Annotated in this window: 15 protein-coding genes; 5 read left to right on the forward strand and 10 right to left on the reverse strand. The window is 40.5% G+C overall.

The annotated features are described in order from the left end of the window. The first annotated feature begins 12 nt into the window (after nt 1–12). A complete protein-coding gene (locus PVK70_RS02670; protein WP_130044583.1) occupies nt 13–882 on the forward strand; it encodes a fructosamine kinase family protein in 870 nt (289 codons plus the stop codon). Between the two features lie 182 nt (nt 883–1,064). Continuing rightward, the gene (locus PVK70_RS02675; RefSeq protein ID WP_122034538.1) at nt 1,065–1,268 is read left to right on the forward strand and encodes a CPXCG motif-containing cysteine-rich protein; all 204 of its coding nucleotides are present in this window, start codon (nt 1,065–1,067) and stop codon (nt 1,266–1,268) included. A gap of 17 nt (nt 1,269–1,285) precedes the next feature. Here PVK70_RS02675 and PVK70_RS02680 read toward each other — a convergent pair whose 3' ends face one another. Then, nucleotides 1,286–1,891 carry a riboflavin synthase subunit alpha gene (locus PVK70_RS02680; protein WP_130044585.1) on the reverse strand — a complete coding sequence of 202 codons (606 nt, stop codon included), beginning with the start codon at nt 1,889–1,891 and terminating at the stop codon, nt 1,286–1,288. A gap of 278 nt (nt 1,892–2,169) precedes the next feature. Here PVK70_RS02680 and PVK70_RS02685 point away from each other — a divergent pair, with 278 nt between their 5' ends. After that, complete coding sequence (locus PVK70_RS02685; protein WP_130047527.1) at nt 2,170–3,552, forward strand: MATE family efflux transporter; 1,383 nt, start codon at nt 2,170–2,172, stop codon at nt 3,550–3,552. Nucleotides 3,553–3,622: 70 nt separating this feature from the next. Here PVK70_RS02685 and PVK70_RS02690 read toward each other — a convergent pair whose 3' ends face one another. Both PVK70_RS02690 and PVK70_RS02695 read right to left on the reverse strand, forming a co-directional pair. Continuing rightward, nucleotides 3,623–4,612, reverse strand: a complete 990-nt coding sequence (locus tag PVK70_RS02690) for a HEAT repeat domain-containing protein (RefSeq protein WP_130047528.1) — start codon at nt 4,610–4,612, stop codon at nt 3,623–3,625. Nucleotides 4,613–4,626: 14 nt separating this feature from the next. After that, nucleotides 4,627–5,943, reverse strand: a complete 1,317-nt coding sequence (locus PVK70_RS02695) for an anaerobic sulfatase maturase (RefSeq protein WP_130047529.1) — start codon at nt 5,941–5,943, stop codon at nt 4,627–4,629. Between the two features lie 215 nt (nt 5,944–6,158). Between PVK70_RS02695 and PVK70_RS02700 the strand changes: the two genes are divergently transcribed. Beyond that, the gene (locus PVK70_RS02700; RefSeq protein ID WP_207216400.1) at nt 6,159–6,944 is read left to right on the forward strand and encodes a formylglycine-generating enzyme family protein; all 786 of its coding nucleotides are present in this window, start codon (nt 6,159–6,161) and stop codon (nt 6,942–6,944) included. Between the two features lie 53 nt (nt 6,945–6,997). Further along, the gene (locus PVK70_RS02705; RefSeq protein WP_422836530.1) at nt 6,998–8,692 is read left to right on the forward strand and encodes an alkaline phosphatase family protein; all 1,695 of its coding nucleotides are present in this window, start codon (nt 6,998–7,000) and stop codon (nt 8,690–8,692) included. A 49-nt stretch (nt 8,693–8,741) separates the two neighbouring features. On the opposite strand, the gene PVK70_RS02710 is transcribed toward PVK70_RS02705, so the two are convergent. The 7 genes from PVK70_RS02710 to PVK70_RS02740 all read right to left on the reverse strand — a co-directional run bounded on the left by PVK70_RS02710 (nt 8,742) and on the right by PVK70_RS02740 (nt 16,303). Continuing rightward, entirely contained in the window at nt 8,742–9,656 is a 915-nt protein-coding gene (locus tag PVK70_RS02710) for a LysR family transcriptional regulator (RefSeq protein WP_165367142.1), read from the reverse strand. A 63-nt stretch (nt 9,657–9,719) separates the two neighbouring features. Beyond that, on the reverse strand, nt 9,720–11,069 hold the full coding sequence (locus PVK70_RS02715; RefSeq protein WP_130047532.1) for a BatD family protein: 1,350 nt from the start codon (nt 11,067–11,069) through the stop codon (nt 9,720–9,722). Between the two features lie 2 nt (nt 11,070–11,071). Beyond that, nucleotides 11,072–12,769 carry a vWA domain-containing protein gene (locus tag PVK70_RS02720; protein ID WP_130047533.1) on the reverse strand — a complete coding sequence of 566 codons (1,698 nt, stop codon included), beginning with the start codon at nt 12,767–12,769 and terminating at the stop codon, nt 11,072–11,074. Further along, a complete protein-coding gene (locus PVK70_RS02725) occupies nt 12,762–13,829 on the reverse strand; it encodes a VWA domain-containing protein (RefSeq protein ID WP_130047534.1) in 1,068 nt (355 codons plus the stop codon). Before PVK70_RS02725 ends, PVK70_RS02720 begins: the two co-directional genes overlap by 8 nt. After that, complete coding sequence (locus PVK70_RS02730) at nt 13,819–14,355, reverse strand: DUF4381 domain-containing protein (RefSeq protein WP_130047535.1); 537 nt, start codon at nt 14,353–14,355, stop codon at nt 13,819–13,821. Before PVK70_RS02730 ends, PVK70_RS02725 begins: the two co-directional genes overlap by 11 nt. Then, entirely contained in the window at nt 14,352–15,290 is a 939-nt protein-coding gene (locus PVK70_RS02735; protein WP_130047536.1) for a DUF58 domain-containing protein, read from the reverse strand. The genes PVK70_RS02730 and PVK70_RS02735 overlap by 4 nt, the downstream gene beginning before the upstream one ends. Before the next feature lie 8 nt (nt 15,291–15,298). Next, on the reverse strand, nt 15,299–16,303 hold the full coding sequence (locus tag PVK70_RS02740; RefSeq protein ID WP_130047537.1) for an AAA family ATPase: 1,005 nt from the start codon (nt 16,301–16,303) through the stop codon (nt 15,299–15,301). Between the last annotated feature and the right edge of the window lie 8 nt (nt 16,304–16,311).

A 16,311-nucleotide genomic window follows, 5' to 3' on the forward strand; every position in this document is an offset into this window, starting at 1 on the left:
AGAGAGGCAATTATGTGGCAGGCTATAGCAAAACAAATCTCTGACGTAACAGGGCGTCCCTTCACTATTTCTGAACGTGAGATCATCACTGGTGGAGAAATTAATGATTGCTATATGATCAGTGATGGCTCTCAGCGTTATTTCGTTAAAATAAATGAACGAGCTGAGCTTCCGATTTTTGAAACAGAAATAGAAAGTTTAAATCAACTTGATCAATCCGATCACATCTTCGTTCCCTCTCCACTTCATGTTGGAACCACTAAAGACCACGCTTTTTTAGTCTTAAATTTCTTACCCACTAAACCCATGGATAAGCAAACCTCTTTTGAACTTGGTGTAAGCTTAGCAAACCACCATTTATGGGGTGACCAAGTTGAATATGGCTTTGATTGTGATAACTATCTTGGCAATGTTCTACAAGTAAATACTTGGCATCGTAAATGGGCCTGTTTCTTTGCTGAGCAACGTATTGGCTGGCAATTACAATTATTGCATGAGAAAGGAATGGAATTTGGTGATATTGAAACATTAGTCAAGAACACTAAAAATATCTTACACAACCATCAACCCAAACCAGCACTCTTACATGGCGACTTTTGGCATGGCAATATCGCGTTAAGTGTCAAAGGACCTATCAGCTATGATCCTGCCTCTTATTGGGGTGATCCAGAATGTGATTTAGCAATGGCAGAGTTATTTGGTGGTTTTCAAGATAGCTTTTTTGACGGATACCAATCCATCACACCTATTTCTAATGGGTTTGAAACTCGACAGCACCTATATAACCTGTATTACATTCTTAACCATTGCATCATGTTTGGTGGAGAATACATGTTTCATGCTCAACAACTCATTGAAAAACTTAACCTGAATAAAAAATAACCACATAAAATCATGAGATGGTACTTTCCATCTCATTTTTTACTCATCTTAATGAAAAAACATCGAAGCTATCAACTTTTGCACTTAATTCACTGCAAAAACCAACTCTGTTTTCTACTATTAACGAGCAACCAATAGTCAACCCATATATCGTAATTGCAGAACAGTAGAAGGAGTTTGTTGTGAATAATTACACTAACCAGAATATCCAGTGTCCAAATTGCCAACACGCTATTAATATGCTTATTGACCACAAGCAATCAAATAAAACCGTTTATGATGACTGTCCATCTTGTCATCGAGCAATTGAGTTCACGATGGAGATAAATCCTCAAAATCAATCTGTAAATCTGACGACGAATAATGAGGAAGATGGACTGTTTTAAGTTACTTCTTTAACTCATTATTGATTCGCTAACACTCGCTCTACGGTATCTACAATTGCTTGTGTTTGCGGATCAATTTCTAAATTAATTTTATCGCCAATAGCACGACCACTTAAATTGGTTCTTTCTAACGTTTCAGGGATCAAATTAACGTTAAAGCCTTTTTCATCAACATCACCAATGGTTAAACTAATACCATCCACGCCAATGTAGCCTTTATGTAAAATATATTTTGTCCACTGCGGCGCGACATCAAACCAAATTTGGCAATTTTCTGTGGTCTGGTTAATCTCTCTCACTGTCATCACATCAACAATATGACCTGACATTGAATGACCGCCAATTTCATCACCAAAGCGGGCTGCACGTTCGATGTTAATAAATTGCCCTACTTCTAATAACCCAAGGTTAGTTAAACGCAATGTTTCTTCAATCAAATCAAAAGAAATAAGATGCCCATTAATATTGGTTACGGTTAAACAACAGCCATTATGAGCAACAGAAGCACCAATTTCTAAACCTTGATGATACGGTGCAGGAATTTCTATTACATGGGTTTGAAATTTCTCTTTCTTTACTATTTCAATTACTTTCGCAGTTGTCGCAACAATCCCAGTAAACATCACTCTCTCCTATCAATACCATCAAATACATTAAAACGTTTTATTTGACTTTGGTTATTTTAAAAATATCTACGATACGTTGAATATTTCATTTTGTGAAGTCTCTCTTAATCTATATACTGTCCACTTTCTGCTTACCTTTAACAGTTTCCTCTGTTCAAAGCACTCAATCAGACCCCATTTTCTTTTGCGATAGCTACTAGCGCAAAATGAACTCGCATTTATGCTCTTTAATACATTAATGCCCTTTTTATACTAAAAATTTGTACGGTGAATCAGTGCACAGATACCAAAAAGAAATCGTTCGGTTAATTAAATTATCAACACCAGTCCTAATTGCGAGTGTCGCTCAGACAGGCATGGGTTTTGTTGATACCGTTATGGCTGGTGGCGTAAGCGCAACTGACATGGCAGCAGTGGCAATTGCAGCAAGTGTTTGGCTTCCATCAGTATTATTTGGTGTTGGCTTATTAATGGCGCTTGTACCTGTTGTCGCTCAATTGAATGGTTCAGGAAAATCTAAAAAAGTTCCATTTGAGATCCATCAAGGTATTTACTTAGCGTTAATCGTTTCTGTACCGATTATGCTTATCCTTTATAACGCTGGCTTTATTATTGCGGCTATGGATGTCGAACCGGAGTTATTTGAAAAAACTCAAGGGTATTTACATGCGGTACTATGGGCTGCTCCTGCATTTTTATTATTCCAAGCGCTACGTAGCTTCTGTGAAGGCTTATCGTTAACCACGCCAGCAATGATCATCGGCTTTATCGGCCTTGCAGCTAACGTACCTTTAAACTGGATGTTTGTGTATGGCGAAATGGGCGCGCCGGCATTAGGTGGTGTGGGTTGTGGTGTTGCAACGGCAATCGTGTATTGGCTAATGTTTATTACTATGGTTATCTATACGTTTCTTGCGCCTAAATTACGTCGTGTAAATTTATACGAAACATGGAATAAGCCACAAGCGAAAGAGATCTACCGTTTATTCAAATTAGGCCTACCTGTTGCCCTTTCTATCTTCTTTGAAGTGACGTTATTTGCAGCGGTTGCTCTACTTGTTTCACCATTAGGATCAATCGTTGTTGCTGCGCACCAAGTCGCGATTAACTTCTCATCGTTGATCTTTATGGTGCCAATGAGTATTGCGATTGCCGTTAGTATCCGCGTTGGTCATAAATTAGGTGAAAACGATCTTGAAGGCGCTAAGATTGCAAGCTTCTGTGGATTGGCTTTTGGTTTGCTAATGGCATGCTGCACTGCGATATTAACTTTATTATTCCGTGAGCAGATCGCATATCTATATTCTGACAACAAAGAAGTAATTGAATTGGCGGTAAGCCTTATGCTTCTTGCTGCTATTTACCAATGTACTGATGCTGTTCAAGTGGTTGCCGCTGGTGCACTTCGTGGCTACAAAGACATGACAGCTATCTTTAAGTGTACGTTTGTTTCTTACTGGATTGTAGGTTTACCTGCGGGTTACGTTCTTGGTATGACAGATTGGATCACTGAGCCGATGGGTGTTTATGGCTTCTGGTTTGGCTTTATTGGCGGTCTAACGACTTCTGCGATTTTATTAAGCTTACGTTTACGTTGGCTGCAAAAGAACCCTACTAAAATCAATATGGAAGTGGATGAACTGCAAATAGTGCACTAATTCAAACAAGTATAAACAGCAAAGCCCAAGGTATTAATACCTCGGGCTTTTTTATTATTAACAGTACTAATTATTTTTGCTTTTCTTTTAGTTGAGCAATTACGTAGTCAGGAGCAACTTTGGCAAGCTCTTCTAAACACGCCTCCGCTTTATCATTTCCATAGCGCACGTAAATATCACATACCGCATAAAGTTGTTCCGGTGAGCCTGAAATCAAATACGCCTGCTCAAACGATTCAGTCGCGATTTTCAAATCAATATCTTCATGCAAAACGCCATTTAAATACCAATAATAGCTATTATTTTCGGCTAAATCAGCAGCAGTCTGTATTGATTGTGCTGCTTGTGTTTTCTGATTTAAACGTACTTGAGTTAACGCTTTTGAGTAATATAGACTCGCCTCTTTTGGTAATTGAACAATCGCTTTATCTAATACCAATAAAGCTTGCTCATCTTGGTTCTGTGCTCGGTAGTTATCCGATAAATTTAACCATATTTGCGAATTGTTAGGCTCTATCTTCACAAGTTTCTGATAAATATCATCGGCTTCAGACCACTCACCATGCCAACGATAGGCATCCGCTAACAGTAATTGGTCAGCACTGTCTTTTTGTTTTGCCAAATATACGGTTACTTCTTGATATGGCGCTTCAATTTGATCTTGCTGAGATGCCGACATCTGGTTGTATTCACGAAGCAAATTTGCCGTTGCTGCTATACGAACGCTCAACTCAGGATCCGTTAATAACGGCGATACTATCTGCCAGCGATGTTTAAATTGGTATAAATCAGATCCTATCACTGCCGCTTCGCGGATCATGGGGTCAGGATCTTTTAATCCTCTTGCTACGGCAACTAAACTGTTTTGATTAGGATAGCGCGCTAATTGACGCAACGCCTCTGCGCGCTTCTCTGTACTCTCATTTTTATTTTGTGCCGTATAAGCCAATTGTTGCTCTGGTGTCATATTTTGCAGTGAATCCGTCGCATAGGTTGGCGTTGCAATGGCAAATAAACTAGCAAGCCCTAGTGCGGCGCATTTTTTCAGTAATGGTTTCATTCTCTCCCCCTCCATTAAAACTTAGTTGGAAACGCAGAAGATTGCGCTTGCTGTCGAGCCGCATCACTAAATTTTCCATGTTGAACTGGATTACCTAGCATTCTTAAGATATACGCAATTGATTTATCCGCATGAGCAAAAAACTTTTTCCACCCAGCGCACAGGTAATTTAACCCCGGCTCACCATCACGTGTTTTAATAAATCGATTTTTAGGGCACTCGCCATGACAGGCAAATTTATAATCACATTGCTGGCATTGAGTAGTTAATGTTTTCGCTTTAGCAAAGCCAAACTCTTGCTGTTTACGACTGTACGCTAGCTCATCTAATTCTTGAGTATGGATATTGCCAATTTTATATTCTGGATAAACATAATGGTCACACGCAAATACATCGCCGTTATGCTCCATTGCTAAGCCTTTTCCGCAAATCTCACCCAAAGTACATAATGGGTTTTTACGCCCCATCCAGGTTTCGACACTGGCTTCAAAATATTGAACGAACACTTTGCCTAAATCATGCTGGGCCCATTCATCAAATACTGCAATTAGGAAATTACCCCATGCTTCATCTGAAACACACCAAGGTTCCATTATTGATTCTTTGTTTCCCGGAATTAAACGCTTATCGCCTTGTCGTAACTGAGCCGAAATTTGCTCAGTTTGAGGAGCAACCGTTCTAAATGTTTTTTGCTCAACGATTGGAATAAACTGCATTTGTGGCGATTTCACCACATCACGCAAGAATCGATACACTTCTAGTGGATTTCTGCTCGTTAAGTTATTTACACAGGTTAAGGTCGCAAATTTCACATTGTGTTTATGCAGCAAATCCACCGCTTTCATCACTTGGTTAAAGGTTCCTCTACCGGCTTTATTAGTACGGTACGCATTATGTAATAGCTCAGGGCCATCAATACTCAAGCCCACTAAGAAGTTATGCTCTGCAAGAAACTCGCACCATTTATCGGTTAATAAGGTACCGTTTGTCTGTAAATCATTCGAGATCATGATCCCTTCTGGCTGATATTTCTTTTGAAACTCTACAATTTTCTTAAAGTAATCTAAACCTAGTAATGCTGGCTCTCCACCTTGCCAAGAGAAGATGATTTCAGGGGTGTTTTGACCTTCAATGTATTGACGAATATACGTTTCTAATGTCTCGTCATCCATTTGTGGTGAGCAGCCTTTTTTGTATTCAAGTAAGTCCTCTTTACTTAAATAATAGCAATACGTGCAATCAATATTACACACAGCACCAATGGGTTTTGCCATGACATGTAATCGTTTTGAAGCCTTACCCTGAAACTGAGGACCTTGAGTAATGATCATATTGATTCCTATTGATAATGAGTATTTGATTTGAGAAAAAGAACTTACCTAACAAACCTATTAGCCACCCTTTATAGCCAGTTGTTAAGTAAGTTCTAACTCCATAATAAACAAAAAGAACATTGGTATTAGTTATACACGTTATTCCATTTTGGAAAGTCTTTTCACTGTATGATAAATACTCAATCATTACTGTTGAGAATGTCATGTTTAGAATCTCTTTTTTAACCAATTTTAAAACATTATTTACCACCTTATTTCTTAGTTCAGTGCTAGCAGGATGTGCAACCGCGCCACCACACCCTGTCACTCAAAAAATAGAAGAGACGATGGTCTATGTTGAAGGTGGTGAATACTTTATGGGTTCAGACTCTCCATCGGCTACAAAAGCAGAAAAGCCTGCTCACCTTGTCTCGGTTAATGATTTCTATATTTCAAAATTTGAAGTCACTCAGGAATTATTTGAATCGGTAATGGGCTCATCACTCAGTTATTTCCAGTCCCCAGACATTCCCGTAAATAACTTAAGCTGGCAGCAAGCCAATTACTTTATTGAAAAGCTCAATGAACTGACAGGTGAAACGTACCGTCTTCCAACAGAAGCTGAATGGGAATATGCCGCTCGTGGAGGAAATTTAAGCCAAAACTACACTTACAGTGGATCAAACAACATTGATGATGTCGCATGGTTTGCCGATAACGCCAATAATCAAGCTCATCCCGTTGGAATGAAGCAACCCAATGAACTAGGCTTATATGATATGACAGGCAATGTTGGCGAGTTTGTTAGTGATGCTTATGACGATACTTTTTATCGTTTCTCACCAACCGATAATCCAAACAATGCACGAGACGAAGCAAGTGGCTTAGCGCACAAATCAGTGCGAGGCAGCAGTTTTTCTTATAAGGCAAATGAGTCAGAAAACTACCGTCGAGATTTCGCAAGCCAATCCATCATAATGGCAGACATGGGGCTACGCTTAGTAAGAGATGCAAAGTAATCAACACTTAAGATTACCAATAAAAATTTACTCTTTTGGCAAGGAATAAAAACATGAAGAACAACGCATTACATTGTCTCGTACTCGCTGGAGTAATGATGACACCAGTAACCGCTCTGGCGAATGAGCATAACCCTAAACTCATCTTACAAATTACCGTAGATGGTCTTCGCGGTGATTTGTTAGAACGCTACAAAGCGAACTTTGGCGAAGATGGTTTTCGCTACTTAATGGAAGATGGTACTTATTATACCAATGCCCATTACCAACACGGAAATACCGAAACGATTGTTGGGCACGTCTCACTTGCTACAGGAGCGCCACCAAGTGTTCATGGCATGGTTGGAAATGTGTGGTATGACAGAAACGAAGAGCGCTTGGTCTATAACGTTGAAGATGGCAACTACAGCATGCTTACTTCCGGTGCGGGTGTAAATAAATCAACCGAGATCGACCCAACTCAAAAGGTCGCAACCCAAGATGGTCGTTCTCCTGAGCCAATTTTATCTACCACATTTAGTGACGAACTCGCGATAGCAAGCAACGGTGAATCAAAAATATTCTCGGTATCAGTAAAAGACCGTGGCGCTATTTCGTTAGGTGGTCATTCAGGGAAAGCATTTTGGTTCTCTAAAGCACAATCAGAATTTGTGACCAGTAATTACTATTATGATGAGTACCCTGCATGGGTTACTGCATGGAACCAACAAAAAGTACCTAACCAATACTCAGGAAAAAAATGGGCATTATCACTGCCTGAAGATAAATATACTCTAAAAGAAGGCAATCCCGATTACAAAGTTGACCTTGCCGGATTTAAACGTACCTTCCCTCACCCTTATGGCCCAGCAAGCTATAAATACTACAGCACCATGCTAACACTTAGCCCAGCAGGAGATGAAATCACGGGGAACTTTGCTGAAACTCTGCTTAAAGAAGAAGACTTAGGCAAAGGAAAGTTTACGGATTATCTTGCTGTGAGTTTCTCATCAAATGACTATGTGATTCATATGTATGGCCCATCAAGTTTAGAAACAGAAGACAACTTAATTCGATTAGATAAAACCATTGCAAACTTACTTAAAAAAGTCGATAAGCAAGTTGGATTGAAAAATACATTGATTGTGCTGTCAGCCGATCACGGTGTGCCTGAAGCCCCTGCTACGGTTAATGCGTTAGGGGCAAATCAAGCCGCTTATTTCAATCAAAACACCCTAATTTCCCCAGAGTTACTTGCGCGTTTAAAAAGCGAATTTGGCTTAGAGAAAGACGCTATTCGTTTATATGCTCAACCTTATGTGTATTTAAATCATGAAGTAATCAAGAAGAAAGGCATAGCGTTAGATAAGGTACAAAAAGTAATAGCAGAAGAACTGTTAAAAGTGAAAGGCATTGCGTATGCGGTAACAAGCTCTGATATTGAGAAAAACCAAGTACCAAACACTCATACCATGCAACTAGTGAAAAACAACTATCATCCGATGCGATCAGGTGATGTTTATGTGGTTTATAACCCTAGAAACTACATTAATGACATGGACGGGTTAACCATTGCATCTACTCATGGTTCACCTTGGCGTTATGATACTCATGTTCCGGTTATCTTTGCTGGATATAATATTGATGATGAAAAAGTAAGTCGCGAAATTACCCCTTACGACATTGCGCCAACCTTATCGAATGTTTTAGGTATCACGCAACCAAGTGGCGCAACTGGTGAGGTTTTGAAAGAAGTGACTCAACATTAAATACCGCCATCAAAAAGCAGCCTTATTATTGGGCTGCTTTTGTATCAATTTACTTAATTTCGTTAAATTCGGCTTTGGCTACTTTTTGTATTTGTTGTCTCAACCAACGATGTCCACTTTCTGTTGTTCTACTTGGATGCCAAATAGTACATAAATTGTGCTCTTGTTTCTCAAACGGTAAATCCAACGCTTTTAAATTATAGTGACTACCTAACCCATCAACAGCGGATTTTGGTAACATTCCAATCATCTCTGTTGTTCCAATAATTGGCATCATTTCTAATGCACCTGATGCTCTAATTACGATATTACGCGCTTCCAGCTCTTTAATGTCTTCTCCATTAAGTAAACTACTTCGGCTATGCCAACGAGAAGCTGCCACATGCTCTTCTTTTAAAAACTCATCAAGTGAAATAGACGTTCCTATCCTTGGGTGATCTTTGCTGCACACGACCATCAGTTTTTCAGAATATACGACTTCTGATTTCAACATAGTTCTGCCACGGATAGCCATATCTATGACTAAATCATATCGCTGTAAGCGCAAATCAGCCTCAAGATCCTCGGTAAATTGAGGATGTATTTCTAACGCAATATGAGGCGCAGCCTGTCGAATTTGACGCACTAATCTTGGAATAAAAGAATGAGTTACCGTAGAGACAACGGCAATAGAAAAGATACGATTAGATGTTTTAGGATCAAACTCTCTTGACGCTGACAGTGTTGAAGTGAAATTTTTGAGTGCCGCCGACATCGCAGGATAAATATCAGAGGCAAAGACCGTAGGCTCTACCCCTGTTGTGCTGCGGTGAAAAAGCGGGTCATCGTAAATTTCACGTAACCGCTTTAGCGCTTTACTTACTGCTGGCTGGCTAATATCCATTCTGGCCGCAGCTTTTGATAGATTACTTTCTTCATAAATAGCGACAAAGATAGGGATCAAATTTAATTCAGTACTTTTCATAATAACCGTCATGGTCTATTTATCCTGATTTCACTGTATATCATTGATAAATAGACACAAGCGCTATTCTTTAGTTTTGTGTGATTTATCTTGAACATCGGTGTTTTTAGCAAGGTAATGCTCTCGATATTTATCCAACTGAGGAAGTGCTCTTTTAGGTGTTAACCTAGTAAATAAAACGATTAACGGACTCGATAAAACATTGACCTTCTTCCAAACCGCTCGCAATAGTGACACTGTCACTTTATCGCTTTGAAAATCTGTCGAGTCTTGCTGCCACTTATTAACCTGAGAATGCTTTTTAAGCTCAAGTTGCTGATGCTGTTGTCGTAACACACGATAAAGCAATACTCTTACCTGGTTCCATTGACCATGCTTAACCGCCCTTGAATAGATCCACCGCGCAGGTAAAGGGTGCGTTTTATAATAATGTCTTATGCGTACCACAACAAACCCAAAGAGAATAACACTGGCTGATCCCCCCAGAATAAAAGTCCAATAGGCTTTTAACCATGACTGGAATGTATGCGAGACCTTAACCGTTTCTCCAGCTACCTTAATGGTTTTTAGTTGCTGAGAATCCAAATCCCACCATGTTAATTGATAGGCAGGAAAAGTGAGATCACCTCCAGCCTGCAGCACATACACACTCGACTCTTTACGTTCTGAAAAATAATCACCGCGCGTTTGAGAGTCTGAAAGTTGATTGGGTTGCGGGTAGCTTTGGTACTCATTACTAGAAGAACTATTTATTATATTAGGCAGTAGCATCGCTAAGGTATCTTCACCTCTAATAGTGAGTGTTCGAGTTATTGTATCTCCGACTTTTAACTCCTCACTTGAGCGATTCCATTGCTGATCAATGCTTAGATTACGTCCAGATACCCAAGTTTGATCGTCCGTTAATAACCCGGTTGGTATTGCTGCTGTAAATTGCTGTGGTGCACTGTATAAGGTGCCTGATACATTACCGCCTCCCTCACGGGAAACCTCGATATTCACTTCGGTAGAAGGCACCACAAAGCGCCCTTTCTCTTGCGGGTATAAGATAATTTCCCAACGTTGATGGCTCCAAGTGACCCCATTTTTTCGTTCCGTAAAATTGGTCGCTAGCGTATTTCGCTGCTTAGTCACGACATTCGGGATCTCAATATTGGCAATACGAGTGCCACTGGTAAACCATCTTGGTGTTGCAACTTCAATATAAAGAATGATTTGCTCATTGACCGCGTAGCGAGGCGTTTTAAGTGATGTGTCCTTATTAGCTGGCTCACTAAGCCACGTTTTTATTACTACTCTGTCTGATTTATTTAACTCATTTATTGATGTCGCGTGCGTTGGAAAGCTGAAACCCGCAACTATCATAATAACGAAGAGCATTAGATGAGTTGTGCTTTGTTTACTAATGGTCATCTTCACTTCTCCTTCACTGTATCTGTTGCGTGATTGCGCGTTTGTTCGTATCGTTGCAGTTGAAACTTAGCACGTAAGAAGTATTTCGGATCAGCCTCAACTCTACGTAACCATTTATCGGCTAATTCTTGACTGCCCAAAATCTCATTGGCATTGAGACTCTCTTTTGTCATTAAAGAGGCATCAACCTCTTCATCGGCACCATCACCGGTTTTAGGTTGATCTTCTGCTAACTCAAACGATTCTTCTGGACCATCGGTTGTGCCTTTTTGACTTTCACTGGTACGGTTTACTTCATCGACAATACCTTGCATTACAGACAAATTATTTTCCGTTTTTTCTCTTAATTCTGAATCAATATCCTCTGTTAATAACCCCTGGAAAATATCCCGCGCTGCTACATATTCTCTTTGTCTTGCTAGCGCGTTTGCCGCATTAAACAGGCCTAAATCAGACTTCACTTGTAAAAATGCGCTGTGGGCTAATTGATATTCTCCCGCATAGTAATACGCCGTCCCTTTTTTAAGTGGGTCTTGGTACTGTTTTGCCGCTTTTAAATAGTCTGATTGTTCGAAATACCATTGTCCCTGTTGATCTGCCGTCAACCATAAATCCATCCAGCCATCAGTGATTTTTTGCCATAATGTCACCGTACTCACCGGCTCTTCAGTTTTGGCTTTTAAACTCACGTTTTCAGCGTAGGTTGGCGTTGAATATAAGGTTGGAAAAACCACACATACCACTAAACACCATTTCACTAACCAACCTTTTCTAAACCATGAAAGCATCAATAACGCGACCAAGAACAGTAAATAGTAACCCATGTCTTTCCACGGCATCGCTGACTCATTATTCAACTGCATATGGCGCTGAATTTTATTGTTGAGTGATTGAATATCACGATCATCAACCGTCACTTCCACCACGCTACCATTACTTTTTCGTGCTAGCGTTTGTAATGAAGATAAATCCATTGGGTTATCACTCACTTTATCTTTATTACCTGCCGCTAGCACCAATAGTTGATGTGAGCTATTTTGAAAATACTCTTCATACGCTTGAATCGTCTTAGGATTAACGCCGTCACTGATCAGTAAAACGGTTCCTGCGCTGTTATCACCAAGTTGTGGTTCTATTAATGCTAGTGCACTCTCTGCACTCTTCCCTTCAACGGGCATAATATCTGGGTTAATTGCGGCTAAAAACGGAGCAAATACTAAATTATCTTTGGTTAATGGCATGGCTAAATGTGCGGATCCGGAGAATACGACAAGCCCGGTTTTTCCACCTTTTCGCTCGTTAAGTAAATCTCGGATCTTCTGTTTCGACCGTTCTAATCGACTCGGGGCTAAGTCTTTTTGCAACATCGATGGGCTGTTGTCTAATACAATTAACAACGCCGCTTTATCTTCACCAAACGGGGACGGTTCACGCTCCCAAGTTGGCCCTGCACACACGATAATAGCAATAAACATAGAAACACTGAGCAACTTAAGCGGAAGCTGTTTTTTCCACCCCATATCATTGATGGTTAATGCCGAACGCAAATGCTCGGGTAATACATCTTGCCATTCATTCTTACTGTCCTGCTTCCAACGTAAATAAACTAATAATGCAAGAGGAAGTAAAGCCAATAGCCACCAAGGTCGAATAAAATGAAACTGCTCAACGATTTGTTGCCACATAAGAGAATCAAACATCCGCCTCTCCTACTTTAAAATAACGTTTAACAGTCACTAAGCTAAACGCCAATAAATACATAATCACGATCAACATTACTGCGTAGTAATGTATTGATTGCTTTGGACGATAAGTTGTACTCTCATACAATTGCGGTTCTAATTTTCCAATTTCATCATAGGCCAAACTTAATTCGTCACGGTTCATCGCCTCAAATGCATTACCACCGGATAATTTAGCTACGCGATTTATGACTTCCATATCAAGCGCTTGTTCACCCACGGTTTTTGGGTCCCCCATCGCTATCATATGAATACGAACCCCTTTCGCAGCAGCGACTTTTGCGGCATCTATTGGTTCAACATAACTGCCTGTGTCATTACCATCGGTTAGTACAATTGCAACTTTTTCTCTTGGTTTTATATCAATCGTATTATCTAGTTTTACCGCCGTTTCATCGTCACCACTTTGCTCGAATACTTTTATCGCTAAACCAATAGCATCTCCTAAATGGGTACTTTGCCCAGCCATTGCCACATCGGTTTGATTAAGCAATTCAAGCCAAACTTTTTGATCAGCGGTAAATGGCGTTTGAACAAAAGCCGCATCGCCAAACAAAATGAGCCCTAAACGATCGCCTTTTCTGGTTTTCACAAAATCGGATAATACCTCTTTAGCAGCGTCTAAACGTGAAATGGATTGGCGCTCACCATTATCAGTTCGAGTAGAAGAAACGAAGTCTCGCTCAGCCATTGAGCCAGATAAATCGACCACAACCATAATATCTCGTCCTAATTGCTCACGGGTTTGAGGCTCTCCTAAAATGGTCGGTTTGGTTAACGCTAAAACCAATAGCCCCCAAGATAAAATCAAAATCGCTTTTTGCCACACACTAGGAGTCAGCTGACTTGCCCCATCAGATGGTGTCTCATCTAAGGCTTTAGCAACCACATCAAAGAATGGAACCTTTATGGCTGATTGACGAGTGCGATAAGCAGGAATAAACCAATAAATAACCATTGGTAATGGCAGTATCCACCACCAATACGGGTTCGCAAATTCAAGTTGATCAATTAACATTCGCTTCCCCCTGATGATGACGTAGCCACGCTTCACACATGGTAAGTAATTGCTGTAACTCTTGAAACGTTAATTGATTTTTACTCTGAACTAGCGCTTTCATCCACCCGTCACCAATGTCATCATCAAAAGGGGTCGAACTTTTCGGAAAATAACCGTCGATTACGCAAAGAAAATCATGACCAAAAACAGGAGCATGTTGAGGATTCAGATAAACAACCGTAGCTTTCATCACCTCAAATAAATCATAAGTTAGTTGCTGACTCACTTGCGACTCATTCGACATTTTCGCTTGCTCATCAAGCCTTACTTTCATAGAAATAACGAGTGTTAAAGCTTCACGACGATAGCGATTTCCCCACCACTTTTTTCCCCACTTTATGGCTTTGTAGAGACTAAAAGCGACCAAAGTAATAGCGATTATTTTCCACCCTAACGTTTGAGGAAACCAGCTGACATGTTCAGGGGTAACCACTTCACTCAGATCTCTTAATATATAGCTGCTTGGTGGTGTATGAAGGCTCATCGACGACCTCCTACAGCACGTTTAAATTGTTCGATATGAGCACCTGACGTATCTGTCTCGATAACGGGCAACCCTTTTGCAGCCATGAGTTGGATCAATTGTTCTCTTTTTAAACTTTGCTGTTCACTTAACCCTTTATTGGCTAAATCAAACTTCTTCGCCTCATTAATACTAATTTGCAATGAACCATCGCCAACAACCCAGTCGTTATGTAATGCTGGAAGATGGGATTCAAAAGGATCAGAGATAAGCACACCAAGTACGTCGTTATGCTTTTGAAGGTGCTTTAAATGGGTAATATCATCCGGTGTAGTGCCATGCCAGTCACTAAAAATGATGATTGTCGTTTCTTTTAATTTTAGGCGTCCTAATAAGGTGACAAATTGAGAGAAACTCACAGCATCACTGTCTTTACTCATCACATCTAACGACTGATTTGTATTGGCTAACAACTTTAATCGATGGAGTAAATCCCCTTGAGATCTTTTTGCGGTTAACCAATGCAGTTTCTCTGTTGATTGAAGAACAAACCCTACTCGATCACTGTCTTGTAATATTCGCCAAGCCGTTAATGCTGCAAGCTCTGCTGCAACGACCGATTTCATGGTATCGACAGATGAGAAGTACATGCTACTGCGTTGATCGACACAAATAATAAAATGACGATCTTTCTCTTCAGTATAGGAGCGAACATGAGGCTTACCGGTTCGCATCGTGACTTTCCAATCCAGATTACGAATGTCATCGCCGAGTTGGTAATGTCTTAGCTCTTCAAAATTTAAACCTCGTCCCCGAAAAATAGACGAATGGCGACCAGACAACGCAGTGCCTGATTTTAGATTCGGTAATAAACTGAACGCCCTCGCTTGGGATTGCAGTTTAATTAGCTTGCTGTAATCACAATGTATTCGTGGATCAGTACTTTTATCCTTCATAAAAAGCCCTACCCAATAACAACGTGATCCAATAACTCATTAATGACTTGCTCTTGCGTTACGCCATCCGCCAACGCGTCGTAGCTCAAGGTTACACGATGCCCCAACACAGAATGAGCCATTGCTCGTATATCATCTGGCTCTACGTAATCTCGACCTTGCAACCACGCATAAGCTCGCGCACATTTATCCAGAGAGATCGACGCTCGAGGGCTTGAGCCGATTTCAATCCAACGAGATAAATTAGACTCGTTATAACGCTCAGGTTTACGTGTCGCCATAACTAAGGCGACGATATATCGCTCACTGATCTCAGAGACTTCAATTTGAGATAACTCGCTTCTTGCTTGCATGACGACAGAAGGATCAAGCTGAATATTAACTGCGCTTTCTGACTTATCTTCCTTTTTTTCCGCTGTCTGCTTTTGAGAAGATTCTTCGCCACGAACAAGGCGTATAATGTCTAATTCGGCCTCATCATCAGGATAATCAACAGAAACCTTCATGATAAATCGATCCATTTGCGCTTCTGGTAATGGATATGTACCCTCTTGTTCTACTGGGTTTTGTGTGGCGAGTACCATGAAAAGTTCAGGTAAGGTGTGCGTTTGATCGCCAACGGTGATCGTTCCTTCCGCCATCGCTTCTAATAATGCCGCTTGTACTTTAGCTGGCGCTCGATTAATTTCATCCGCCAATACTATGCTGTTAAAAATAGGCCCTGGTTGAAAATACAGTTGTGGTTTACCGTTTAGCTCTTGATACACCTCGGTACCCGTGACATCCGATGGAAGAAGATCTGGTGTAAATTGAATCCGCCCAAACGAGGTATGTAAGTTGTCTGCTAATGATTTAACTGAACGTGTTTTAGCGGTTCCCGGTAGGCCTTCAAGCAGCACATGACCTTGAGTTAATAACCCAATAACCAACGAGCGTACCACGTGAGACTGACCAATAACGGACTGTTCAACCTGTGTTATCAATGTATTTATTGCCTGTTGGGTTTGATTCATGTTTGCTC

The organism is Aliivibrio sp. A6 (assembly GCF_028765505.1).
Taxonomy (GTDB): domain Bacteria; phylum Pseudomonadota; class Gammaproteobacteria; order Enterobacterales; family Vibrionaceae; genus Aliivibrio; species Aliivibrio finisterrensis_A.